Annotated in this window: 21 protein-coding genes; 16 read left to right on the plus strand and 5 right to left on the minus strand. The window is 72.2% G+C overall.

Annotated elements, in window-relative coordinates; all coding sequences use genetic code 11:
- Window positions 1–8: 8 nt before the first annotated feature.
- From AB0J74_RS01335 to AB0J74_RS01355, 5 genes are all read left to right on the plus strand, one after another.
- Entirely contained in the window at window positions 9–755 is a 747-nt protein-coding gene (locus AB0J74_RS01335) for an SDR family oxidoreductase (RefSeq protein WP_363443034.1), read from the plus strand.
- Window positions 756–845: 90 nt separating this feature from the next.
- On the plus strand, window positions 846–1,274 hold the full coding sequence (locus tag AB0J74_RS01340; protein ID WP_363443036.1) for a hypothetical protein: 429 nt from the start codon (window positions 846–848) through the stop codon (window positions 1,272–1,274).
- Window positions 1,268–1,501, plus strand: coding sequence for a helix-turn-helix transcriptional regulator (locus AB0J74_RS01345; RefSeq protein WP_363443038.1), 234 nt, complete (start codon window positions 1,268–1,270; stop codon window positions 1,499–1,501). Before AB0J74_RS01340 ends, AB0J74_RS01345 begins: the two co-directional genes overlap by 7 nt.
- Window positions 1,498–2,472, plus strand: coding sequence for an NAD(P)-dependent alcohol dehydrogenase (locus AB0J74_RS01350; RefSeq protein WP_363443040.1), 975 nt, complete (start codon window positions 1,498–1,500; stop codon window positions 2,470–2,472). Before AB0J74_RS01345 ends, AB0J74_RS01350 begins: the two co-directional genes overlap by 4 nt.
- Window positions 2,473–2,513: 41 nt before the next feature.
- Window positions 2,514–3,266 (plus strand): maleylpyruvate isomerase family mycothiol-dependent enzyme, encoded by a 753-nt coding sequence (locus tag AB0J74_RS01355; protein WP_363443042.1) that lies wholly within the window; start codon window positions 2,514–2,516, stop codon window positions 3,264–3,266.
- Here the strand turns inward: AB0J74_RS01355 and AB0J74_RS01360 are convergent, their stop codons facing one another.
- The gene (locus AB0J74_RS01360; RefSeq protein ID WP_363443044.1) at window positions 3,267–4,049 is read right to left on the minus strand and encodes a hypothetical protein; all 783 of its coding nucleotides are present in this window, start codon (window positions 4,047–4,049) and stop codon (window positions 3,267–3,269) included.
- Window positions 4,050–4,211: 162 nt separating this feature from the next.
- On the opposite strand from AB0J74_RS01360, the gene AB0J74_RS01365 reads away from it, so the two are divergent.
- The gene (locus AB0J74_RS01365) at window positions 4,212–5,015 is read left to right on the plus strand and encodes a DUF3097 domain-containing protein (protein WP_363443046.1); all 804 of its coding nucleotides are present in this window, start codon (window positions 4,212–4,214) and stop codon (window positions 5,013–5,015) included.
- On the opposite strand, the gene AB0J74_RS01370 is transcribed toward AB0J74_RS01365, so the two are convergent.
- Window positions 5,012–6,355, minus strand: coding sequence for a serine hydrolase domain-containing protein (locus tag AB0J74_RS01370; protein WP_363443048.1), 1,344 nt, complete (start codon window positions 6,353–6,355; stop codon window positions 5,012–5,014). The two genes, AB0J74_RS01365 and AB0J74_RS01370, sit on opposite strands and share 4 nt — an antisense overlap.
- Before the next feature lie 128 nt (window positions 6,356–6,483).
- Here AB0J74_RS01370 and AB0J74_RS01375 point away from each other — a divergent pair, with 128 nt between their 5' ends.
- The 3 genes from AB0J74_RS01375 (at window position 6,484) to AB0J74_RS01385 (ending at window position 11,483) form a co-directional block, all read left to right on the plus strand.
- A complete protein-coding gene (locus tag AB0J74_RS01375; RefSeq protein WP_363443050.1) occupies window positions 6,484–6,957 on the plus strand; it encodes an NfeD family protein in 474 nt (157 codons plus the stop codon).
- A 2-nt stretch (window positions 6,958–6,959) separates the two neighbouring features.
- Window positions 6,960–8,072 (plus strand): SPFH domain-containing protein, encoded by a 1,113-nt coding sequence (locus tag AB0J74_RS01380; RefSeq protein ID WP_363443052.1) that lies wholly within the window; start codon window positions 6,960–6,962, stop codon window positions 8,070–8,072.
- Between the two features lie 201 nt (window positions 8,073–8,273).
- The gene (locus AB0J74_RS01385; protein ID WP_363443054.1) at window positions 8,274–11,483 is read left to right on the plus strand and encodes a hypothetical protein; all 3,210 of its coding nucleotides are present in this window, start codon (window positions 8,274–8,276) and stop codon (window positions 11,481–11,483) included.
- Window positions 11,484–11,542: 59 nt separating this feature from the next.
- Here the strand turns inward: AB0J74_RS01385 and AB0J74_RS01390 are convergent, their stop codons facing one another.
- Window positions 11,543–12,235 carry an SDR family NAD(P)-dependent oxidoreductase gene (locus AB0J74_RS01390; RefSeq protein ID WP_363443056.1) on the minus strand — a complete coding sequence of 231 codons (693 nt, stop codon included), beginning with the start codon at window positions 12,233–12,235 and terminating at the stop codon, window positions 11,543–11,545.
- Window positions 12,236–12,242: 7 nt separating this feature from the next.
- Entirely contained in the window at window positions 12,243–13,160 is a 918-nt protein-coding gene (locus AB0J74_RS01395; RefSeq protein ID WP_363443058.1) for an NADP-dependent oxidoreductase, read from the minus strand.
- Between the two features lie 105 nt (window positions 13,161–13,265).
- Between AB0J74_RS01395 and AB0J74_RS01400 the strand changes: the two genes are divergently transcribed.
- Window positions 13,266–13,874 (plus strand): helix-turn-helix domain-containing protein, encoded by a 609-nt coding sequence (locus AB0J74_RS01400; RefSeq protein WP_363443060.1) that lies wholly within the window; start codon window positions 13,266–13,268, stop codon window positions 13,872–13,874.
- A gap of 43 nt (window positions 13,875–13,917) precedes the next feature.
- Window positions 13,918–14,718, plus strand: a complete 801-nt coding sequence (locus AB0J74_RS01405) for an RNA methyltransferase (protein ID WP_363444024.1) — start codon at window positions 13,918–13,920, stop codon at window positions 14,716–14,718.
- Here the strand turns inward: AB0J74_RS01405 and AB0J74_RS01410 are convergent.
- The gene (locus AB0J74_RS01410) at window positions 14,715–16,058 is read right to left on the minus strand and encodes a hypothetical protein (protein ID WP_363443062.1); all 1,344 of its coding nucleotides are present in this window, start codon (window positions 16,056–16,058) and stop codon (window positions 14,715–14,717) included. The two genes, AB0J74_RS01405 and AB0J74_RS01410, sit on opposite strands and share 4 nt — an antisense overlap.
- Window positions 16,059–16,118: 60 nt before the next feature.
- Here AB0J74_RS01410 and murD point away from each other — a divergent pair, with 60 nt between their 5' ends.
- The 5 genes from murD to ngcE all read left to right on the plus strand — a co-directional run bounded on the left by murD (window position 16,119) and on the right by ngcE (window position 22,282).
- Entirely contained in the window at window positions 16,119–17,456 is a 1,338-nt protein-coding gene (gene murD / locus AB0J74_RS01415) for a UDP-N-acetylmuramoyl-L-alanine--D-glutamate ligase (RefSeq protein WP_363443064.1), read from the plus strand.
- A 36-nt stretch (window positions 17,457–17,492) separates the two neighbouring features.
- On the plus strand, window positions 17,493–18,785 hold the full coding sequence (locus tag AB0J74_RS01420) for an aspartate aminotransferase family protein (RefSeq protein ID WP_363443066.1): 1,293 nt from the start codon (window positions 17,493–17,495) through the stop codon (window positions 18,783–18,785).
- A gap of 330 nt (window positions 18,786–19,115) precedes the next feature.
- Entirely contained in the window at window positions 19,116–20,042 is a 927-nt protein-coding gene (locus tag AB0J74_RS01425; protein WP_363443068.1) for a MurR/RpiR family transcriptional regulator, read from the plus strand.
- Window positions 20,043–20,077: 35 nt separating this feature from the next.
- On the plus strand, window positions 20,078–20,824 hold the full coding sequence (locus tag AB0J74_RS01430; RefSeq protein WP_363444027.1) for an SIS domain-containing protein: 747 nt from the start codon (window positions 20,078–20,080) through the stop codon (window positions 20,822–20,824).
- A gap of 30 nt (window positions 20,825–20,854) precedes the next feature.
- Window positions 20,855–22,282, plus strand: coding sequence for an N-acetylglucosamine/diacetylchitobiose ABC transporter substrate-binding protein (gene ngcE / locus AB0J74_RS01435; protein ID WP_363443069.1), 1,428 nt, complete (start codon window positions 20,855–20,857; stop codon window positions 22,280–22,282).
- The last annotated feature ends 6 nt before the right edge of the window (window positions 22,283–22,288 follow it).

The raw sequence follows: 22,288 nt of genomic DNA on the forward strand, positions 1-22,288 counted from the left end.
TCTTGGGCATGGAAGACAACACACTTGATGGCAAGGTGGCCCTGGTGACCGGCGGTAGCCGCGGGATCGGAGCCGCGGTCGCGGTGCGGCTGGCCCGGGAGGGCGCGGCGGTGGCGCTGACGTTCCAGCGCGACCAGGAACGCGCCGACGAGGTGGTCCGGGAGATCACCGCCGCCGGCGGGCGGGCCACCGCCGTGCGCGTCGACAGCGCCGACCCGATCGCGCTGATGGCGGCCGTCGACCGGGTGGCGAAGGAGCACGGCCGGCTGGACATCCTGGTCAACAACGCCGGTGCGTTCCTGCTCGGTGCGCTCGACGAGCTGAGCCTGGCCGAGTTCGACCAGACCGTGGCGGTCAACGTCCGGGCACCGTTCGTGGCGTCGCAGGCCGCGGCCCGGCACATGGCCACCGGCGGCCGGATCATCAACATCGGCAGCAACATGGCCGAGCGGGCGGTCTTCCCGGGCTTCGCGCTCTACTCACTGAGCAAGACCGCGTTGATCGGGCTGACCAAGGCCCTCGGCCGCGAACTCGGTCCCCGGGCGATCACCGTCAACCTGGTCAACCCCGGCCCGACGGACACCGACTCGAACCCGGCCGACGGTCCCAACGCCGCCGTCATCAACGGCTTCACCGCCCTCGGCCACTACGCGGCGCCGGCCGACGTGGCGGCTGCGGTCGTCTTCCTGGCCGGCGGGGGAGGCCGCTACATCACGGGCGCGACGGTCAACGTCGACGGCGGGTTCACCATCTGAGCGATGTAAAACATTCTCGACATGAGGTCAAAGATTTGCTACCTTCGTGGTGTCAAAGATTCTTAACACACACCTCGAAGGAGCGGGTCGATGACCCTCGAACAGCGACGAGCCTGGATCAGGTTGGTGGTCGCGGTCCCGGCCTACGCCGCCTACCTGATCGTCGTGCTCAGCCAACTCGGCGGCCGCCCGCTGGCCGACGCCGACTACACCGGGCCGCTGCTCTGGACCGTCGGGGCGGCCGTGCTCGCCTCGATCATCGGCGAGATCGTGGTGGCCGCCCTCAACCCGAAGGCGAGCCAGGTCAAGGACGACCGCGACAAGGAGATCGGCCGCCTCGGCGACCAGGTCGGCCAGCCGTTCGTGGTGATCGCCGCGGTCGCCGCGATGCTGATGGCGCTGGCCGACTGGGCCCCGTTCTGGATCGCCAACGTGATCTACCTGGGCTTCGTGCTCTCCGCGGTGGTCGGCGGCGTGGCCAAGGTCGTCGTCTACCGCGCGGGCGTCCCCGAATGGTGAAGGCCACCCGGGTCACCAACCGCATCCGCGCGCTGCGCTTCGCCAACGCCGAGATGACCCAGGCCGACCTGGCCGACCGGATCGGCGTGACCCGGCAGACCGTCATCGCCATCGAGCAGGGGCGCTACTCGCCGTCGCTGGAGATGGCCTTCCGCATCGCACACGTTTTCAAGGTTCCGCTCGACGACGTCTTCCAATACCCCGACCAGGAACAGGAGACCCGATGAAGGCGATCGCACAGACGGTGTACGGCCCGGCCGACGTGCTCGAACTCCGCGAGGTGGCCCGACCGGCCATCGGCGCCGGCGAGGTGCTGGTCGAGGTCCGGGCGGCCGGCGTCGACCCCGGCGTGTGGATCGCGATGACCGGCCGGCCCTGGGGCGTCCGGGTCGCGTTCGGGCTGACCCGCCCGAAGGTCCAGGTGCGCGGCCGGGCGCTGGCCGGCGTGGTCGCCGCCGTCGGCGCGCAGGTCACCGGCTTCGTTCCCGGTGACGAGGTCTACGGCACCTCCAGCACCGGCACGTTCGCCGAATACGTCGCCGCGAAGCCGGGGCGGCTCGCCCGCAAGCCCGCCGGCCTCACCTTCGCGCAGGCCGCCGCGGTGCCGATCTCGGCGGTGACCGCGCTGGAGGCGGTCCGCGACGGCGCCCGGGTCCGACCTGGACAGAAGGTGATGGTGATCGGCGCGGCCGGCGGCATGGGTGCCTACGCCGTGCAGATCGCGAAGGCCTACGGCACCACGGTGACCGGTGTCTGCGGCGCGGGCAAGGCCGCGCTGGTGCGCTCGCTCGGCGCCGACGACGTCATCGACTACACCCGGGCCGAGGTCGACCGCGACGGCGGGGTCTACGACGTCATCGTCGACACCGCCGGCTGCCGGCCGCTGTCGCTGCTGCGGCGCGCGCTGACCCCGCGCGGCACCCTGGTCATCGCCGGCGGCGGCCATGACAGCCCGGGCCCGGTGGGCGGCTACACCCGGCAGATGCGGGCCCCGTTCGTCTCGCTGTTCACCAGCCAGCGGCTGCGCGGGATCACCTCGAAGGAGCGGGCGGCCGAACTCGACGACCTGACCCGGCTGATCGACGACGGCGTGGTCACCCCGGTCATCGACCGCACCTACCCGCTCGCGTCGGCGGCGGATGCGATCCGCTATGTCGCCGAGGGCCACGCCGCCGGCAAGGTCGTCGTCACGGTCTGACGGGCCACCACGTCGCGGTCGGCGGGCGAATAATGCGCCGCATGGAGAACTCCCGCTATCTCGACTGTCTCGCCGCCGATTTCGGCCGGCTCCGGGCGGTCGCGGGGATCGATCCCGCGGCCTCGGTCCCGACCTGTCCGGGCTGGACGGTCGCCGACCTGACCCGCCACGTCGGCGAGGTCTACCTGCACAAGACGCTCGCCATCCGGGAAGGCGCCGAGCCCGAGCCGTGGCCGCCGGCGGCGCTGGCCGCCGAAGAGCCGATCGCGCTGCTCGACCGGGCCTACGCGGCCCTGCGCCACGAGCTCGGGTCGCACGCGCCGACCGACCCGGCCGGCTCGTGGTACGCACCCGACCAGACGGTCGGCTTCTGGATCCGCCGGATGGCGCAGGAGACGGTGATCCACCGCATCGACGCCGAGCTGGGCGCCGGCCAACCCGTCGCGCCGCTCCCCGCCGACCTGGCTGTCGACGGCGTCGACGAGCTGCTGAAGATCTTCGTCGGTTACTGCGTCGGCGTGTGGACCGACGACTTCAAGGAGATCCTCGACGCCTCGCCCGGCCGCAGTTACGCGCTGCGCACCGACGGCGCGGCGTGGCGGGTGCGCATCGCGCCCGGCACGTTCACGGTGGAAGACGGCGACGCGGCCGACGCCGACGTGACGGTCGGCGGCCCGCCCGCGGCGTTGCTGCGCTGGGTCTGGCACCGGCAGCCCGGCGGCGAGGTGACGGTCGACGGCCCGGCCGGCGCGCTGGACCAGCTGCACGCCTGCATCACCAAGGCGACCCAGTAGCTAGATGAGTGGGGCGTTGCAGGCGGCGACCAGCGCGCCGCGGCACGCCGCCGCCAGCGGGCGCAGCGCCGCGTCGCGGGCCTGCGCCTCGAACCCGTTCACCGCGCCGCCCGGCGCGACCTCGTCGGCCAGGGCGAGCACCCGGTCGAGCACGCTGGCCCGGGCGTAGAGCCGGCGCGACCGTGGGTCGAACCCCGGCGGCAGCTCGTTGGCGCTGTCGGGCCGGCGGATCGCGGCCAGCGCGCCGGCCAGCTCGGGCCGCCACTGTGCGATGTCGAGCCGGGCGAGCGTGTTGGTCGCCTCGGCCAGCACCAGGTTGAGCTCGCCCTCGGCCTCGCTGACCGTGATCGGCACCGCCGGCGCGCTGCCGGCCGGCAGCGGGAAGACCCGCCACAGCACCGTCTCGAACGTCATGCCGGAGCCCGACGTGTGGCTGCGCACCTCGGGGATCAGGCCCAGCTCACCGGCGATCACGGCCTCGCCCGCGATCAGCGCCGCGCCGGTGAAGTCGCCGGGGCCGGGCAGGCCGCGCGGGTCGCCGGGCGCCGGCAGCACCAGCCGGATCTGGTCGGGGGTCAGTTTGGAGAAGGCCGTCAGGCCCTCGCGGAGCGGGACATCGGTCCAGGCCCCGGGGGCATCGGCGACGAGGTGCTCCTCGTCGCGGGCGACTTCTTCGGCGACCTCGTCGTAGGGGACCAGGCCGGCGCGCCACGAACGCACCCAGGCCACGAGCCGGCTGGACCGGCGCGTCGCGAGGGTGGTGGCACCCGCTGCGGTGGACATGCAGGAAAGGGTACGTGCTGACCGCGCCGCTGTCTCGATCGTGCGGGGTGCGCTACCCGCGAGGAACACCACAGCAGGCCGACCTGGACACCTACCCCGGAACGGGTCGATCCGGCGCGTCGGGTGAGGACGGTGCCGGCCGGGCGGCTAACGTCCGGACGCATGTATGGGGAGGACGTGCTGGCGGGCGATTGGCGCCGCCGGAAGGTGACACCCGAGGTCGACGCCGAGCCCGACCTGGTCGTCGAGGACGCCGATTCCGGCTTCTGCGGCGCCGTGGTGGGCTTTGAGATGGGCGCGGTCGTGCTGGAGGACCGGTTCGGCAAGCGCCGCAACTTCCCGCTGCTGCCGGCCGCCTTCCTGCTCGACGGCCAGCCCGTGACGCTGCGGAGGCCGGCGCCGGCCGCCGCGGCGCCGAAGCAGGCCCGCACGGCCAGCGGCTCGGTCGCGGTCGCCGGCGTCACCGCGCGGGTCGCCCGGGCCAGCCGGATCTGGGTCGAGGGCATCCACGACGCCGCGCTGGTCGAGCGGGTCTGGGGCGACGACCTGCGGATCGAGGGCGTGGTCGTGGAGCCCCTCGACGGCATCGACGCGCTGGCCGCCGAGGTCGCCGCGTTCCGGCCCGGCCCGGGCCGCAAGCTCGGCGTGCTGGTCGACCACCTCGTCCCCGGCTCCAAGGAGAGCCGGATCGTCGCCGGGGTCACCTCACCGCACGTGCTGGTGACCGGCCACCCCTACGTCGACATCTGGCAGGCGGTCCGGCCGGCCGCGGTGGGCATCCGGGCCTGGCCGGTGGTGCCACCGGGACAGCCGTGGAAGGAGGGCATCTGCGCGGCCCTCGGTGTCGCCGAGCCGGCCGACATGTGGCGCCGGATCCTGCGCACGGTCCGCTCGTACAAAGATGTCGAGACGCCCTTGATCAACTCGATGGAGCGGTTGATCGACTTCGTGACGGTCGACGACTAGGGCCCCAGCCGGTCGGGGTGCCGGGTGAAGATGAAGGTGGCGATCTCCAGCGCCGCCGGCACGCCGTGCTCGTCGCGGCGCACGGTCAGCACCTCGCCGTCGTTGGGGCCGCCGCGACCGCGCCACCGGTCGGTGCCCTCGGCGGTGAACCGGGTCGGCCGGGGCGCGCCGGTGCGCAGTTGCGACAGCACCAACTCGCTGGTCTCGTCCTGCCATGCCAGGTCGTACTCGATGCCCATCCACCACCAACGGCCGGTCAGCGGCGCGAGCGGTGGCGGTGGCGCGCCGGCCGGGCGCCACGGCTCCGGCAGGTCCGGCTCGCGGTCGAGCACGTCGGTCAGCACCGCCCGGCCGAGTTCGCTGATCGAACCCTGCCGGAAGCTGTAGGCGTTGGCGAAGCTGACCACCCCGGTGCGCGACTTCCGGTGCACGGCGAGGCAGGCCAGGTAGCCGGGCATCGAGCCGCCGTGTCCGACGTAGACCCGCTCGCCGACCCGGTAGAGCTCCAGCCCGAGGCCGTGCCCGGCGGTCCACGCCTCCAGGTCGCTGATCACCACCGGCGCCGACATCTCGGTCATCGTCTCGGGCGCCAGCACCTCGGGGCGCGGCGCCGCCAGGAAGGCGGCCCAGCGCGCCAGGTCGGTCACCGTCGACCAGAGCTGCCCGGCGGGCGCCATCGCGCCGGTGTCGGTCCGCGGTTCCTCACGCAGGGTCGACGACCACGGGTGTACGACGTAACCGCGCGCGAACGGCTCCACCGGATGGTAGGTCGTGGCGCGCATCCCCAGCGGATCGAAGAGCCGCTTGGTCAGCAGCGTCGTCCAGTCCTCACCGGTCGCCCGGCGCAACACGGCACCGAGCAGCCCGTACGCCAGATTGGAGTAGTGATAGGTGCGGTGCGGCGGGAACGCGATCTTGTCGGGGGTGAGTCCCGCGAGCAGCGCGTCGATGTCGTCGCCCTCGTGCCGCTCCCACCAGGAGCCCTCCGGCTCGCGCTGCAGCCCGGCGGCGTGCCCGAGCAACTGGCGCAGCGTCACGCTGCCCACCGGCGTGCCGGGCAGGTGCCGGTAGAGCAGGTCGTCGAGCGCCAGCCGGCCCTCGTCGCGCAGTTGCAGCACCAGCGTCGCGGTCATCGTCTTCGAGATCGAGCCGATCCGGTAGCGGGTGTCGGGGCCGGGCGGCGCGTCGCCGGGCGCGGCCGGGCCGCCGGCGGTCGCGACGTGCACGAGTTCGCCGTCACGGACGACGCCGAGGGAGATCGATGGGACCCGGCCGGCGGCCTGGGCGTGTGCGACGGCGGCGTCGACCGCGCGGGCGGTCTCCGGCAGCAACGACGTCATCTCGGGTGGGCTCCTCGGACTGGCGGCGGGGCGGTTCCGGAGGGTCAACTGCTGCCCTCGTCACGACGTTACCGTCGTGGGACCCGCGCCCTGTCGCAATGGGTGCGCCGCCGTGACACGCTAGATGTGTGGATGTGGTTCTCTGGGTCGTTCTGGGAGTGGTGCTCGCGGTGGCGGAGATGTTCACCGCGACCCTTTTCCTCCTGATGATCTCGGTGGGTGCGCTCGCGGCGGGGGCCTCGGCGGCACTGGGCGCGCCCGCGATCGTGCAGGCGATCGTTTTCGCCGCCGTTTCGGGGCTGACCGTTTTCGCGGTTCGCCCCGTTATCCAACGGCACCGGCTTTCGGCCGCGGACAGCAGTTCGGCGCCGATCGGCCTCGAGGCACTTGAAGGTTCGAGCGCCCTGGTGCTCGAGCAGGTCGACGCCGAGCAGGGCGTCGTCAAGATCGACGGAGAGACGTGGCGTGCCCGTTCGTACGACTCGCTTCAGGTGTTCGCGCCAGGAGAGCGCGTACGCGTGATCGAGGTGAAGGGTGCTACCGCCATGGTGTGGCGGGATGAGGTGCCACACGGGGACAACACCGGAGAAAAGGTGAACTGAGGATGGAAATTGCCATTGCGGTCGTGGTAGCGGCGATTGTGCTCGTCGCGATCATCACGATCGTGCGCTCGGTGCGAATCGTGCCGCAGCAGCGGATGGACGTCATGGAGCGGCTCGGCAAATACAAGCGGACGCTGTCGCCCGGGCTGAATCTGCTGGTGCCGTTCATCGACGCCGTCCGCACCAAGGTCGACATGCGGGAGCAGGTGGTCAGCTTCCCGCCCCAGCCGGTGATCACGTCCGACAACCTGGTCGTCTCCATCGACACCGTGCTCTACTTCCGGGTCGTCGACCCGGTCCGGGCCACCTACGAGATCGCCAATTTCCTGCAGGCGATCGAGCAGCTCACCGTGACCACGCTGCGAAACGTAATCGGCTCCCTCGACCTCGAGAAGGCGCTGACCAGCCGCGAGGAGATCAACCGCCACCTGTCCGGCGTGCTCGACGAGACCACCGGCCGCTGGGGCATCAAGGTCACCCGGGTCGAGATCAAGGCCATCGAGCCGCCGCCGAGCATCCGCGACTCCATGGAGAAGCAGATGCGCGCCGAGCGTGACCGGCGGGCCGCGATCCTCAACGCCGAGGGCCACAAGCAGGCGGCGATCCTGACCGCCGAGGGTGAGAAGCAGTCGCTCGTGCTCCGCGCCGACGGTGACCGGCAGTCCCGGATCCTCCAGGCCGAGGGCCAGGCGAAGGCGATCCGCACCGTCTTCGACGCGATCCACACCGCCAACCCGAGCCAGAAGGTGCTGGCCTACCAATACCTGCAGGCGCTGCCGCAGATCGCCAACGGCTCGGCCAACAAGGTCTGGATCATCCCGACCGAGCTGACCAAGGCGCTCGAAGGCATGGGCGGCGCGCTGGGCGGGCTGGCCGGCATGGTCGGCGACCAGCCGACGCAGGGTGTCGACTCGAGCGCCGTCGAGCGCGAGGCCGACGAGGCGGCGAGGGCTGCCGCGGAGGCCGCGGCAGCGGTCAACCACGAGGTACGCGCCGCGGAGGAGCAGGTCTCCGGCACGTCCGGTCTCCCGCCGCAGACGCCCGGGATCACCGCCGGGGAACCGGTGCCACCGTCCACGGTGCTCGGCGAGGAACGCGACCGCGAACGCGGTTAGCACGCAACGGGAAGGGCCCCTTCTGGTATGGAAGGGGCCCTTCCTGGCGTCCAGTGAAAGTTCCTCACGGTTTCTCCGATCCAACGCGAAAGCCCCTCGCAAGCTGTCACGATTCGCGTAGGTAACGCACGGTCACCCTTCGCGCGCGTTCCGCCGCCCGGGTGATCGTGGTCCGTTCCGCCGAGAATCGAGGTGACGGCGATGGGTCACGTGGCGAAGCACTCCGCCGGCGCGGGTTCCAACAAGGACCGCTCCGAGCCGGCGAGCAAGCCGGGCGAGCCCGCGGAGACACCGGCCGAGCCGGTCGCGGTCAGACCCGGCGACCGGCCGGCCGATCCGGCCGAGTCCGTCGTGGGCGAACCGATGGACGAGCCCGCCGCTGAGCCCGCCGCTGCGCCCGAGAGCCCAGCCCGGCCCCGCCGCGCCGACCCGCCGCCGGCCCGCCCGGCCGCCGCGGAGAACCTGGTGGTCCGCCCGAAGATGCCCGAACGCAGCGGCCGCCGCTGGTGGAGCCTCGGGCGCGACGACGACGAGCAGCGCCCGGTCTCGCACGCCGCCGGGGCGCGGTCGCGTCCCAGGCCGGACGAACCCCGCTCGACCGACCGCGACCCGGCGCCGGGCGCGCCGGACGACCGCCCCCGCAAGGGCATGGGCTGGGAACGCGGCCCGGACGCCGCGGGCGGCCGCGGCGCCGAACCGGACGCCTCCGCCTGGAGCCGGTCCGGTTCGCGCGGCACGGGCTCGCGCTCGCGCGATCCCGTCGCACCCACCGCGGGCGCCGGACGTCCGGACGGCGCCGCTGCGGACCGCTCCCGGCCCGCGGACGACGGCGCACCGCACGGCAATCGTGCTGCCGCTGGCTCGGGGACCGGAGGCCTGGAAACGTTCCGCGGTGACCGGTCGACGCACGACCGCCCCGGTCCCGCCGCGTCGGGATCGGCGTCCCACCCGGAGCGGCCCGAGAGCGCCCGGTCCGGCTCCGCCGCCGAACGCCTCGACGCCCTTCGCGACCGGTCGGGCGACGACCGTCCCGCCGCTGCCGGGGCGAGCCTCGACGCTCTTCGGGATGGGTCGGGCGAGGACCGTTCGGGCGCCGTCGGGGGAGGCTCTGACGTGGTGCGGGATCGGTCGGGCGAGGACCGTTCCGGTGCCGTGGGGGGAGGCTTTGACACCCTTCGGGGTCGCTCGGGCGAGGGCCGTTCCGGCGTCGCCGGGGGAGGCTTTGACGCTGTGCGGGATCGCTCGGGCGAAGATCGTTTCGGGCCCGCCGGGGCGGGCGTTGACGCGCTGCGCGCGGATCGGGCCGGGATCTCGTCGGGGCCGTCGCATGGGGACCGGGCCTGGGCGGATGGTGCTGAATCTGGCCGGCCCAAGGGCGCGTCGATGGGTCCGGAGCCGGCGCCGTCATGGGGCGCTTCGCCTGCGGCCGGCACCGCGTCGGAGGCCTCCTGGACCGCTGCGAACGGTGCGGGAGTGGACATCTTCGGCAGCGACGCGAGCCTGACCGACACGGCGGAGCACGCCCTGGTGGCGAGCGGCCCGGCGGGCCTGACGACAGCCGAGCCCGACGTCGACGATGGCAGGTCGACGTTGCGGCCGACGGCGCCGCTCGGGACGCCGACCTACGAGGGCACCGCTGCCGACGACACGGCGCGGCTGCCGAAGATCGGGCACGCCATCCAGGCCGAACGGATCTGGACCACCCGGCCCGAACCGGAGACGACCGAGACCGAAAAGGTCAAGGACGACAAGAACGGCAAGGACAACAAGGGCGACAAGAACGTTAAGCACGCCAAGAAGATCGACGTGACCAGCCTGACCGACGTGGGCATCAAGCTGCTGCCGGAGATCGAGCCGAAGGCGCCGGACGGGCCGATCACCAACGCCCGCTGGGCCGCTCTGGTACGCGCCGTCTCACGCCGCCTCACCTGGACCCTGCCGGCCGCCGGCGTGGTCGCGGCCGCCGCGTCGATCGGCGCGATGGTGCGCGGGGGCCCGGCGTACTACCTCGACGGTGGCGCACCGTTCCGCCTGTTCGCCTGGGTGGCCAGCGTCTGGCTCGGCGTGACCGCGATGGCCTGCCTGGTCGGCCTGCTCGCCGCGGTCCGCAGCCGAGGCGCCGCCTTCACCGGCCTGCTGCTGGGCATCTTCGGCGGCATCTCGATGCTGATGTTCGCCGCGGTGCCACCGGCCACCCCGCTCTGGGGCCTGAGCGCGAAGACCCTGGCGCTGACCTGCGCCGGCATCTACAGCGCAGGCTGGGTGGCGGTGGGCTGGGCGGTCTTCCGGTCCCGGATGTTCAGCCGCGGTGACGGCCTGATGCTGGTCATCTGCGGTCCGATGGTCGGCTTCGCCGGTCTCTGGCTGTCGCCGTTCCACACGGCCGGTGCGTTGCTGATGATCGCCGCCGGGCTCGGCATCGCCTGGAAGTCCAACAGCACCCTGCGCGCCGTCCGCGCCGGGCGCGAGCAGGATGCCAACGCCGGCGGGGGCGACGGCGCCGACGAGTCGCGCCTGGACGACCTGGTCGTCCTGCGCCGCCAGGCCAGGGAGCGCGACGCCAAGGACCGGGCCGCCAACGACGCGGGGGACCGAGACGCGAAGGCCCGCACCAGGAAGGGGCGCGCCGGCCGGCGCCGCGACGCGAAGGACAACGCCGCGAGGGGTCGCGGCGCCAAGGACGACGCGAAGGGTCGTGGCGCGAACGACGACGCCGCGAGGGGCGCGAAGGAGAACGCCGCGATGGGCCGCTACCCGAGGGAGAACGCCGTGAAGGGCCGCGACTTGAACGGCCGCGACGCGCAGCAGCGCGTCGCGCACGACCGGGACCCGAACGGTTGGGACGGGAAAGCCGCGGACGCCCGCGGCTGGGACGGCAAGGACCGCGACGCGCGCGGCCGTGACACCGCCAACCGGAACGCGAACGCCCACGGCTGGGACGGCAAGAACGCCGACCCGCGTGGCCGGGACGGTAGGAGCGCCGACCCACGTGGCTGGGACGGTAGGAGCGCCGACCCGCGTGGCTGGGACGGTAGGAGCCGGGACGGTAAGGGCGCCGACCCGCGTGGCTGGGACGGCCAGGACGCTGACCTGTGCCGCTGGGACGGTAAGGGTGCCGACCCGTGCGGGTGGGACCGCAAGGGTGCCGACCCGCACCGCTGGAACCCCAAATACGTCCAGCCGCGCGGGTGGGTGGTCGAGCCGACCGCCGCCAAGCCGCAGCGTCGCCGGCTGGGCTGGGGGAGGAAGGCAGCCAAACAGGCCGACCAGCCCAACCCGGCCAAGCCGGCCAAGGACGAGCAACCGCCGGCGGCACCGCGCCGCCCCGGCAAGCGCCGGCTCCGGATCGGCGCCCTAACCGAGGACGACAACCGGTCAGCGACCACATCGGACAAGAAGCCGAAGCGCTGACGCCCACCGACCCGGGCACAGCCGGCACCGCCCACCCGGCGCCGGCTGTGCCCGCCGTCTCAGGCCTCTTCGGTCCGCGGCGCGGAGCGCAGCACGTCGCCGGACAGCAGGTGCTCGGCGCCCTCGCCGCGGGTGTGCAGGTCCCAATAGTGCGGCGCGACCGTCTCGGGGTCGGCCTCGTCGGCCGACAGGGACAGCGGCACGTGCGCCGCGTACACCCCTTTGCCGGCCAGGCTGTCGTGCAGGTTGAGCACCCAGTTGCGCAACGCGGCGCCGGCGATTCCGACGTTGCCCATCGCCGGTGACGGCACCACCGACGAGAGTCCCGTGGTGAACAGCAGGGTGCCGGTGCCGCGCTCGATCATGTCGGGCAGCACCTGGCCGGTCGCCGTGATGGCGCCGTGCACGTAGAAGTCGATGTGCGGCTGCACGTTGGCCACGCTCACGTCGAGCGGCCCGGCCAGGACCATCCCGGCCTGTGGGCCGCGCGGCGCCGGGGAGAACTCGAGCACGTCGACCGGGCCCTGGCCGGCCGCGATGTCCTTGAACGCCTGCACCAGGCTCGCCCGGTCCATGATGTCGGCCTGGTAGCCGGCCGCGGCGATCTCCAGCTCACCGAGCCATCCGACCAGTTGGTCCAGCCTGGACCGGTTGCGGGCGATCAGGGCCACGTCGTAGCCGTGCGCCCCGAACACCTTGGCGATGGAGAAGCCCAGGCCGGGTCCCGCGCCGACGATCGCGATGGTCGCCATGGGACGCTCAGCGCCGTGTGTCGACCACGAGCTTGCCCAGCTTGTGGCCGCGGAAGTCGGCGAGCGCGCGGGGCGCCTCCGACATCGGGTAGGTGTGCGTGATCGGCACCTGGAGCGAGCCGGCGGCGATCGCGTCGAGGATCGCGCTCACCGTGGCGGGCGGCGCCGTCGAGGTCACCGGCGTGACGGTGATGTCGGTGCGGCCGACCGCCTGGGCGGTGGCGCCGACGGCCGAGGCGAAGCGGCCGCCGGCCGGCAGCAGGGCGGCCAGCGCGGCCGGGTCGCCGGCGGCGTGCACGATGGCGGTCAGTCCGGGCAGGGCCGCTACGCCGTCGGTGTAGTCGACCGTGTCGGCTGCGCCGAGCGCGCGGATGAATTCGGCGGGCTCGCCGGGCCGGGCGGTGGCGTACACGGTGGCGCCGGTCGCCCTGGCCAGTTGCACGGCGAAGACACCGACGCCGCCGGTCGCGCCGGCGACCAGCACGGTGTCGGAAGCGGTCAGCGCGAGCACGTCGACCAGGGCCTTGGCGGTGACGGCGGCCAGGCCCGCACCGGCCGCCTGCTCCTCGCTGATGCCCGGCGGAAGCGGTGCGACGCCGCGGGCGTCGAACACGATCGTGTCGGTCAGCGCGCCCCGGGCCAGCGACATTCCGGTGATCACGCCGGCCACCCGATCGTGCGGCCGGAGGTTGTCGACGCCGGGGCCGATCCGCTCGACGGTGCCGGCGAAGTCGCGGCCGAGCACGACGGGGAACTGATGCGGTACGGAGTCCCAGAGCAACCCGGCGCCGGTGGCGGCGTCGATGCCGTTGAGCGAGGCGGCTTCCACCGCCACCCGGATCTGGCCCGGTCCGGGGTTGGGCACGGACACGTCCATGACCGTCGGGTTCTGGTCGCGGGCGGCGACCGCCAGTGCTCGTGCCATCGCGAGACCACCTCACCTAACCGGGGGATTGTCCCTGCTTAGCTCCTTCTGCGACGCTAGCACGACCGGGGATCAACCCCCGGTTACCGCCGTAAGGTATCTGCCATGTCTCCCGGGAGCCTGCGGGCCGACGCCGAGCGCAACCGCCGCCAACTCGTCGACGCCGCCCGATCGGTGTTCGCCGCCCGCGGCCTCGACGCACCACTGGACGACATCGCCCGCCACGCCCGGGTCGGCAACGCGACCCTCTACCGGCGTTTCCCGCGCCGCCGCGACCTGGTCGGCGCCGTGTTCGTCGAACCGCTGCGCGAGGTGGTCGCCGCCGCTCGGGCGTCGCTCGACGACCCCGACCCGTGGGAGGCGTTCGCCGGCCACCTGACCTACCTCTGCGAGTTGCAGGCCGGCGACCGGGCGCTGGCCGAGTTGCTGACCGCCCGGATGTCCGAAGTGGACGAACTCGATGACCTGCGCGACATCGCGTTCGACTGCCTGACCGCGCTGATCGACCGGGCCCGGGCCGCCGGTGCCGTGCGGGCCGACGTCACCCACGCCGACGTGGTGCTGATCCTGATGGCCAACGCCGGGCTGGTCGAGCGCACCGTCGCCAGCGCGCCGGACGCCTGGCGCCGGCACCTGAGCTACGTGCTCGACGGCCTACGCCGGGCGGAGGCGCCGGCGGTGACACCACCACACCACTTCGCCGGGGCCGGCTGACCCGCGGCGGCACCGCCCAGCAGGGCAGCGGACAATGGCCGACGTGCCGGTCACCATGATCACCGAGCCCGGAGACGAGCGGCTCGCCGACTACCGGGCGCTGACCGACGTCGAGCTGCGCACCCGCTGGGAGCCGCCGCACGGCCTGTTCATCGCCGAGGGCGAACTCGTGCTGCGCCGCGCCCTGCGTGCCGGCTACCGCCCGCGGTCGTTCCTGGTCGACGAGAAGCGCATCGACCAGTTCGCCGACCTGATCGAAACCGCGCCGGTGTACGCCGCCGGCCAGGCCGTCCTCGAACAGGTGACCGGCTTCCACGTGCACCGCGGCGTGCTGGCCAGTTTCCACCGCCGCCCGATGCCCGAACTGGGGACCGTGCTGGCCGAGGCCCGCCGGCTGGCCATCCTCGAAGACGTCAACAACCACACCAACGTCGGCGCGATCTTCCGCGGCGCGGCCGCGCTCGGCGTCGACGCCGTGCTGCTCTCGCCGACCTGCGCCGACCCGCTCTACCGGCGCAGCGTGCGGGTCAGCATGGGTGAGGTGTTCGCGGTGCCCTACGCGACCCTGGCGCCCTGGCCCACCGCCCTCGAGCAGGTGCGCGAAGCCGGCTTCACGGTGATCGCGATGACCCCGGCCCCGGACGCGGTCCCGCTGCAACGCCTCACCGACGCACAGCGGCAGAAGGCGGCCCTGCTGCTCGGCGCCGAGGGCCCGGGCATCACCCCGGCGGCGATCCGGGCCAGCGACGTGCGGGTCGCCATCCCGATGCGCAACGGCGTCGACTCGCTCAACGTGGCCGCGGCCGCCGCGGTCGCGTTCTGGGAGTTGGGCCGCGAGGACTAGGCCGGCAGCAGCTTGGCGTAGGTGGCCGGAACGAAGTGCGGGCCACCCGGGGTGAACACCTCGGAGTCGGAGGCGGCCGCCCACGCCTCGGGTGGAACGGCGCCGACCAGCGCCATCACCACCGGTGTGCCGGCCCAGGCCGGCTGGCGGGCCAGCAGGCCGAGCGCGACCAGCGACTCCTCGACCTCGCCGACGCACTCGAACGGCTTGTGCCCGTCGATGCCGAGGATCTCCAGGTAGCCGGGGATCTGTGCGGGGTCGGCGAACAGGTCGGTGCCGAAGATCCGGACCAGCCGCTCGGGCGACATGAACGGAGCCATGGCCAGGAAGACGAACCGGCATTTCGGGCAGTGGCCGCACCAACGGGCGGTCGCGTTGCTCAGCTTGAACGCCTGGTTGCAGCTCGTCACCACGTCGTCGTAGCCGGTGAACCCGGCGAACAGCTTCGCGATGTGCAACTCCGAGAGGGTGCGCAGCAGCGAGAAGTAGGGGTCGACCAGCCCGGCGTGTGCGGCCAGCGCGTCGCGCAACAGCCCCTCGGCCTCGACGCCCTTCGACCACTGGTGGTTGATCTCGTGACCGTTCCAGATCAGATTCGGATCAGACGCGGAGCGCTCGTTGGACATCACCACCGGGCCCAGCCCGCGGAGCACCGCGGTGGCCACCGCGATCAGCGAATTGATCGCGGTGACCGGGATGTGGCCGTTGCGCGCACCCTCGGCGTTGAGCTCCAGCAGCAGCGGGTCGAGCCTGCGCCGGGCGGCCAGGGCGGGTGCGCCGGAGGCCGCGTTGACCGACTCGATGATCGGGTTTGGGTTGACCGAGAACGGCACCGGGTCGAACCCCCCGGCGCGCAGCGTCTCCAGGGTGACGATCGAGTCCTTGCCGCCGCCGACCGCCGACAGCGGCCGCCCCTCGGTCAGCTCCGGCGCCGCCGGCACCGGCGACGCGGTTCCGGGCACGACCGGGACCAGGGAGAGCACGTGCGGCAGGTCGTTGCGGTACGCGTACTCCGCGAGCCCCTTGGTGTAGATCGCCGTGATGTAGTCGACCACCGCGCCGGCGACCGGGGCGGGCAGCTCCAGCCGCGGCGGCGCGGCCGCCTTGTAGTAGCTGACGCCGGCGACCAGGTGCAGCAGCGACAGCACCCGGTGGAACGCCTCGAGGCGGGCCGCGGTGGGCGCCACCGCCGGCACCGGGAAGGTGACGGTCTCCGTGAACGTGAGCGTCCCGGTCGGGCCGTCGAGCTCATAGTCGAAGGAGGCCACGCCGGTGGTCGGGTCGAACGACGAGGACGGGAACCGGAAGGTCGCCATCTGGCCGAGCTGGTCGTTGCGCACACGCCATACTAGGTCGGCGCCCGCCACCGGGCGGCTCGACACCACGAGGAGCGCACCATTATGAGGCTCGCCGACCTGCAGGGACGCCGGGTGGCCGTGTGGGGCACCGGGCGCGAGGGGCGCGCCGCCGTGCTAGCCGTCGCCGCGCACGGTCCGGCCGACCTGGTCGCCGTCGACGACAGCGGCAACTTCCTCAGCCTGCCCTGGGAGGGCCCGCTGGCCGCGGCCGCCCCGCTCACCGACCGTTACGAGGCGCTCGCCGCGGCCGACGTGGTGGTCCGGTCGCCGGGCATCCCGCAGACCCACCCCTGGATGCGTGACCTGCGCGCGGCCGGCGTCCCGGTCACCCAGGGCACCGCGCTGTGGATGGCCGACCACGCCGACCGCACCGTCGGGGTCACCGGCAGTAAGGGCAAGAGCACCACGTCGAGCCTGATCAGCCACCTGCTCACCGCGGTCGGCCGGCCCAACGTCTACGGCGGCAACATCGGCGTGCCGGTGCTCGACCTGCCCGTCGACGCCGACCGCTACGTGCTCGAGCTGTCCAGCTACCAGTGCAGCGACCTGACCGACTCGCCGCGGATCGCGGTGCTCACCGCGCTCTTCCCCGAGCACCTCGACGCGCACGGCGGCGAGGAGCAGTACTACCGCGACAAGCTCAACCTGATCGCCCACGGACCGAAAGCGATCATCTACAACGCCGTCGACGCCCGGCTCGCCGAGCGCGTGCGCGACCGGCCCGGCGCGGTCGCGGCCAACGACCCGGCGGGCTTCCACCTCGACGGCGACGACGTGGTGGCGCCCGACGGCACGGTGCTGTTCCCGCGGGCCGCGCTCAACCTGCCGGGTCGGCACAACGCCGGCAACCTCTGCGTCGCCCTGGCGGTGCTGACCGCGCTCGGCGTCGACTGCGTCGCCCGGGCCGATGAGCTGCGGGAGGGGGCAGCGAGCTTCCAGCCGTTGCCGCACCGGCTGGCCGAGATCGCCGACCCGTCCGGGCTCACGTTCGTCGACGACACGCTGGCCACCAGCCCACACGCGACAACACACGCGATCGACGCGTACGAGGGCAAGCCGTTGACCGTGATCGTCGGTGGCAACGACCGGGGCGTCGACTACACCGTGCTGCGTGAGCACCTGGAGCGGCTCGACGCGATCACCGTGCTCGGCATCCCGGACAGCGGCCCGCGGATCGTCGACGCGCTCAAGGGCCTCGACCACGTGCGCGCCGAGGTAGTGGACGACCTGGCGGCGGCCGTCCGCCGGGCCCGCGCGCTGACCCCGCCGGGCGGCGTCGTGCTGCTCTCGCCGGGCGCGCCGAGCTACGGCCGGTTCCGCAACTTCGAGCACCGCAGCGCCGCCTATGCCGAGGCGATCAGGGATTCCGCACCTGCCTGAGCCCCGTCCCAGGTCGTGGTGTGCTAGACCGTGAGGATGACCGACGACCTGTTGGCCCGGCACCGTGCCGTGATGCCGAGCTGGATGCCGCTTTACTACGCCGAGCCGCTCGAGATCGTGTCCGGTTCCGGGCGGCGGGTGACCTGTTCCGACGGCCGCACCTACCTCGACTTCTTCGGCGGCGTGCTGACCACCATGGTCGGCTACGACATCCCGGAGATCCGCGAGGCGGTCGAACGCCAGTTGCGCACCGGGGTCGCGCACACCTCGACGCTCTACCTCATCCGGTCGCAGGTCGAGTTGGCCGAGAAGATCGCCCGGGTGTCCGGCATTCCGGACGCGCGGGTGTTCTTCACCAACTCGGGCACCGAGGCCAACGAGGCCGCACTGCTGATGGCCACCAACCATCGGCGTTCCAACCAGATCCTGGCGGTGCGCAACAGCTACCACGGGCGCTCCTACGCGGCCATGGGGATCACCGGCCACCGGAGCTGGTCGTCGAGTTCGTTGAACCCGTTGCAGGTCAGCTGGCTGCACAGCGGCGACCGGCTGCGCGGCCTGATGTCCCGGCTCGACGACGACGACCAGGTCGAGGCGGCCGTCGACGACCTGCGCGAGGTGCTCGCGACCCAGACCGCGGGCGACGTGGCGGCGCTGATCGCCGAGCCGGTGCAGGGCGTCGGCGGCTTCGTCTCCGGCCCCGACGGGCTGTTCGGCGCCCTGAAGAAGGTGCTCGACGAGACCGGCATCCTGCTCATCTCCGACGAGGTGCAGACCGGCTGGGGCCGCACGGGCGAACACTTCTGGGGCTACCAGGCCCACGGCGTGGTCCCCGACCTGCTCACCTTCGCCAAGGGCATCGGCAACGGCTTCGCGCTCGCCGGCGTCGTCGGTCGGGCGGAGGTGGTCAACCAGGTGCCGGCGATCTCGTTCTCCACGTTCGGCGGCAATCCGATCTCCACGGCCGCCGGCAACGCGACGCTCGACTACGTGCTCGACCACGACCTCCAGGGCAACGCCGCCCGGGTCGGCGCGATCCTGCGCGAGGGGTTGAAGACGGCCGTCGGCGACAACCCGATCGTCGGCGAGATCCGCGGCCGCGGCCTCATGCTGGCCATCGAGTTCGTCCAGCCGGGCACCACCGTGCCCGACGTGCCGGCCACCGTGCGGGTCTTCGAGGAGTGCCGCAAGGGCGGCCTGCTGGTCGGCAAGGGCGGCCTCTACAACAACGTGCTGCGGATGGGCCCGCCGCTGACGCTGACCGAGGACGAGGCCCGCGAAGCCCTGGAGATCCTGGTCAACGCGATTGGATCGGCAGCCGCCGCTTAGGGCCTCACCTGCGGATCAGGGTGGCGCTCCGCCGGGCCCAGACGCCGTCCGACCGCACGCGGAGGCCGGCCGGATACAACACCGGTATCCGACCGGCCTCCGCGCACGCCCGGACACCGTCTGGACCTCGCCGGAGCACCACCCTGATCCGCAGGTGAGGCCCTACCGTTACCGCATCGAGAACCCCGCCGGAGAGCATCTCCGGCGGGGTTTCGCGTCCATGTCGGCGCGTAACAGTTTGAAAACTTCACCCAAAGTCTTGACACGAAGGGGGGTTCAGTAAGAACTTTTACCACTAACAGTTAACACTCCTTTTTGAAAGGCGGGACCATGATCGAGCGCGAGGCCGACTCGACCGCCACCGCGGTCGTCGATGCCTCGCCCGCCGACGGGGTCCTGCTCCGGGTGCGTGCGGGTCTTCCGGAGTTCACCGGTGCGTTGCAGCGGGTGGCCGAGCAGGTGCTCGCCGACCCGGCCGCGGCCGCCCGCGCGACGATCGTCGAGCTGGCCGAGCGCAGCGGCACCTCGCCGGCCACGATCACCCGGTTCTGCCGGGCGCTCGGTTTCGACGGTTACGCCGACCTGCGGCTGGGCATCGCCGCCGAGACAGGGCGGGCCCGCTCGGCCGGCTGGACCTACGACATCGGGCGCGAGATCCAGCCGACCGACCCGCTCGACCGGGTGCTCGGTCAGATCATGGCCGCCGACACCCGGGCCATGCACGACACCGCCGCGCTGCTCGACCTGGCCGAGGTCGAACGGGCCGCCGAGGCGATCGCGGCCGCCACCCGGGTCGACATCTTCGGCGCCAGCGGCAGCGCCCTGGTCGGCGAGGAGATGCAGTTCAGCCTGCATCGCATCGGCATCGCCGCGTGGGCCTGGACCGACGTGCACAACGGGCTGGCCAGCGCCGCGCTGCTGCGCTCGGGCGACGTCGCACTGGGCGTCAGCCACAGCGGCGGCACCCGGGAGACCATCGAGATGCTCGCCGAGGCCGGCAGCCGGGGCGCGACGACCATCGCGCTGACCAGCTTCCCGCGCTCGCCGCTGGCCGAACTCGCCGACATCGTGCTGCTGACCGCGGCGCAGGCGACCACGTTCCGCCCCGACGCGCTCTCCGCCCGGCACCCGCAACTGGTGGTGCTCGACCTGCTCTACATCGCGGTCGCGCAGCGCACCCACGACCGGGCGCACGCCTCGTTCCAGCGCACCGCGCAGGCGGTCGAGGGACACAAGACGGCGAAGGGGGCAGCGTGACAACGTCGAATGCGCCGTTGCCGGCCAAGGCGGGCGTGTCCGCCCGCGGCTACGCCGACGCCGTACTCCCACTGCTGGACGGTCTGCTCGACGCGCAGGCCGACGACCTGGCGCGGGCCGCGGACCTGATCGCGGAGAGCCTGCGGGCCGGGGGAGTGCTCCAGGCGTTCGGCGCCGGCCACTCCGCCGCGTTCGCCGCCGACCTGGTCGGCCGGGCCGGCGGGCTGGTGCCGACCAACCGGCTCGACATCCACGACCTGGTCCTGCACGGCGACGCACACCGCGACGTGCTGGGCGACCCCAAGCTCGAACGCGACCCGGGCATCGCGCACCAGATCTACGCGCTGGCCCGGCCGCAACCCCAGGACGTGTTCGTGGTGGCCTCGCAGTCCGGGATCAACGGCTCGGTCGTCGAGCTGGCGGCCCTGGTGAAGGAGCGCGGTCACCACCTGATCGCGGTCACCTCGGTGGCGCACACGACACGGGTGGCACCACGCCACCCGTCCGGTCGGCGGCTGGCCGACCTCGCTGACGTCGTGCTGGACAACGGCGCGCCGTACGGCGACGCACTGCTGCCGACGCACGACGGCGGCACGGTCTGTGCGGTCTCGTCGGTCACCGCTGCGCTGCTGGCGCAGTTGTTGACCGCCGAGGTCGTACGACGGTTCCACCAACTCGGAGAGGTGCCCCCTATCTACCTCTCCGCCAACGTCCCCGGTGGGGACGCGCACAACCACGCCCTCGAATCGCGATATGCCGGGCGCCTCCGGCGTACCGCTTGACCCCGATCTCTCATGAATCGAGGAGACAAGATGTCGCAACTCCCCGACAGCACGTCGGACCTCAGTCGCCGTTCGCTGTTGCGCGGTACGGCGGCCGCCGGTCTGCTCGCCACCCCCGCCGTCGCCCTGCTCTCCGCATGCGCCGGCAGTTCCAGCGGGGACGACAAGGCCGACACCGGGGCCAAGACGGACGACAACCCGCTCGGCGTCGCCGACAGCGGCAAGGTCGACGTCGTCGTCTTCAACGGCGGCCTGGGTGACGCGTACGCCAAGTACGACGTGACCGTGTTCAACAAGAAGCACGCGGGTGTCACGGTCAACCTGAGCTCGACGCAGAAGATCAAGACCGAGCAGCAGCCGAAGTTCAGCACCACGCCCGCCGACCTGATCAACAACGCCGGCGCCGACATCATGGCGCTCGACACGCTGGTCAACGAGGGTGCGCTGACCGAGCTCACGCCGCTGCTGGACGCGCCGAGCTGGGACGACCCCAGCAAGAAGGTGCGCGACACCCTGCTGCCGGGCACCGTCAACGACGGCACCTTCGACGGCAAGGTGTTCGTGCTCAACTACGCCTACACCGTTTTCGGCATCTGGTACAACCAGGCGCTCTTCGACAAGAACGGCTGGACCGCCCCGACGACCTTCGACGAGTTCTTCGCACTCGCGCCGAAGATCAAGCAGGCCGGCATCGCTCCGTTCGCGTTCGCTGGCAAGTACCCGTACTACATGCGCTGGGCGATCATGAGCTGGATCTGGATGTCCGGCGGCAAGCAGGCGGTCGTCGACATCGACAACCTCAAGCCCGGTTGCTGGAAGACCCCCGAGGTCATGGCCGCCCTCCAGGCGACCGAGAAGCTGGTCAAGGACGGTTACACGCTGACCGGCAGCGCGACCCTGAGCCACACCGAGTCGCAGCAGGCGTGGCTCGACGGCAAGGCCGCTCTCCTGCCGTGTGGCACCTGGCTCGAGAACGAGATGCGCCAGACCATCCCGTCCGGCTTCCAGATGAAGCTGTCCAACTTCTGGAGCGTCAGCGCCAACGACAAGGCCAAGGGCGCGGTGTACGCCGGTTCGGGCGAGAACTGGATCGTCCCGAAGAAGGCGGCCAACGCGGCGGCCGGCATGGAGTTCCTCCGGGCCATGCTCTCCGTCGAAGGTGCCGGCAAGTTCGCCGAGCTCACCAGCTCGCTCTCGTCGCGGGCCGGCTCGGGCGACAAGGTCACCAACTCGACGGCGCTGGTCTCGGCCGGCGAGGTCATGAAGAAGGCCAGCGGTGACCTGATCTCCTTCAAGCACCCCGACTGGTATGCCGACATCGACAAGGCCGAGCAGAACGCGATCGGCGAGCTGATGGCAGGCCGGATGACCGCGGCGAAGTTCGCCGATACGCTCCAGACTGCCACCGACAAGGTAGCCAAGGACAGTTCCATCAAGAAGTTCACCCGCGACGCCTAGAACGGA

This window comes from Asanoa sp. NPDC049573 (genome assembly GCF_040676615.1).
GTDB lineage: Bacteria > Actinomycetota > Actinomycetes > Mycobacteriales > Micromonosporaceae > Asanoa.

Coding starts and splice junctions, on each gene's coding strand:
- AB0J74_RS01335 (WP_363443034.1), top strand. CDS start 9: ATGGAAGACAACACACTTGATGGCAAGGTGGCCCTGGTGACCGGCGGT.
- AB0J74_RS01340 (WP_363443036.1), top strand. CDS start 846: ATGACCCTCGAACAGCGACGAGCCTGGATCAGGTTGGTGGTCGCGGTC.
- AB0J74_RS01345 (WP_363443038.1), top strand. CDS start 1,268: ATGGTGAAGGCCACCCGGGTCACCAACCGCATCCGCGCGCTGCGCTTC.
- AB0J74_RS01350 (WP_363443040.1), top strand. CDS start 1,498: ATGAAGGCGATCGCACAGACGGTGTACGGCCCGGCCGACGTGCTCGAA.
- AB0J74_RS01355 (WP_363443042.1), top strand. CDS start 2,514: ATGGAGAACTCCCGCTATCTCGACTGTCTCGCCGCCGATTTCGGCCGG.
- AB0J74_RS01360 (WP_363443044.1), bottom strand. CDS start 4,049: ATGTCCACCGCAGCGGGTGCCACCACCCTCGCGACGCGCCGGTCCAGC.
- AB0J74_RS01365 (WP_363443046.1), top strand. CDS start 4,212: ATGTATGGGGAGGACGTGCTGGCGGGCGATTGGCGCCGCCGGAAGGTG.
- AB0J74_RS01370 (WP_363443048.1), bottom strand. CDS start 6,355: ATGACGTCGTTGCTGCCGGAGACCGCCCGCGCGGTCGACGCCGCCGTC.
- AB0J74_RS01380 (WP_363443052.1), top strand. CDS start 6,960: ATGGAAATTGCCATTGCGGTCGTGGTAGCGGCGATTGTGCTCGTCGCG.
- AB0J74_RS01385 (WP_363443054.1), top strand. CDS start 8,274: ATGGGTCACGTGGCGAAGCACTCCGCCGGCGCGGGTTCCAACAAGGAC.
- AB0J74_RS01390 (WP_363443056.1), bottom strand. CDS start 12,235: ATGGCGACCATCGCGATCGTCGGCGCGGGACCCGGCCTGGGCTTCTCC.
- AB0J74_RS01395 (WP_363443058.1), bottom strand. CDS start 13,160: ATGGCACGAGCACTGGCGGTCGCCGCCCGCGACCAGAACCCGACGGTC.
- AB0J74_RS01400 (WP_363443060.1), top strand. CDS start 13,266: ATGTCTCCCGGGAGCCTGCGGGCCGACGCCGAGCGCAACCGCCGCCAA.
- murD (WP_363443064.1), top strand. CDS start 16,119: ATGAGGCTCGCCGACCTGCAGGGACGCCGGGTGGCCGTGTGGGGCACC.
- AB0J74_RS01420 (WP_363443066.1), top strand. CDS start 17,493: ATGACCGACGACCTGTTGGCCCGGCACCGTGCCGTGATGCCGAGCTGG.
- AB0J74_RS01425 (WP_363443068.1), top strand. CDS start 19,116: ATGATCGAGCGCGAGGCCGACTCGACCGCCACCGCGGTCGTCGATGCC.
- ngcE (WP_363443069.1), top strand. CDS start 20,855: ATGTCGCAACTCCCCGACAGCACGTCGGACCTCAGTCGCCGTTCGCTG.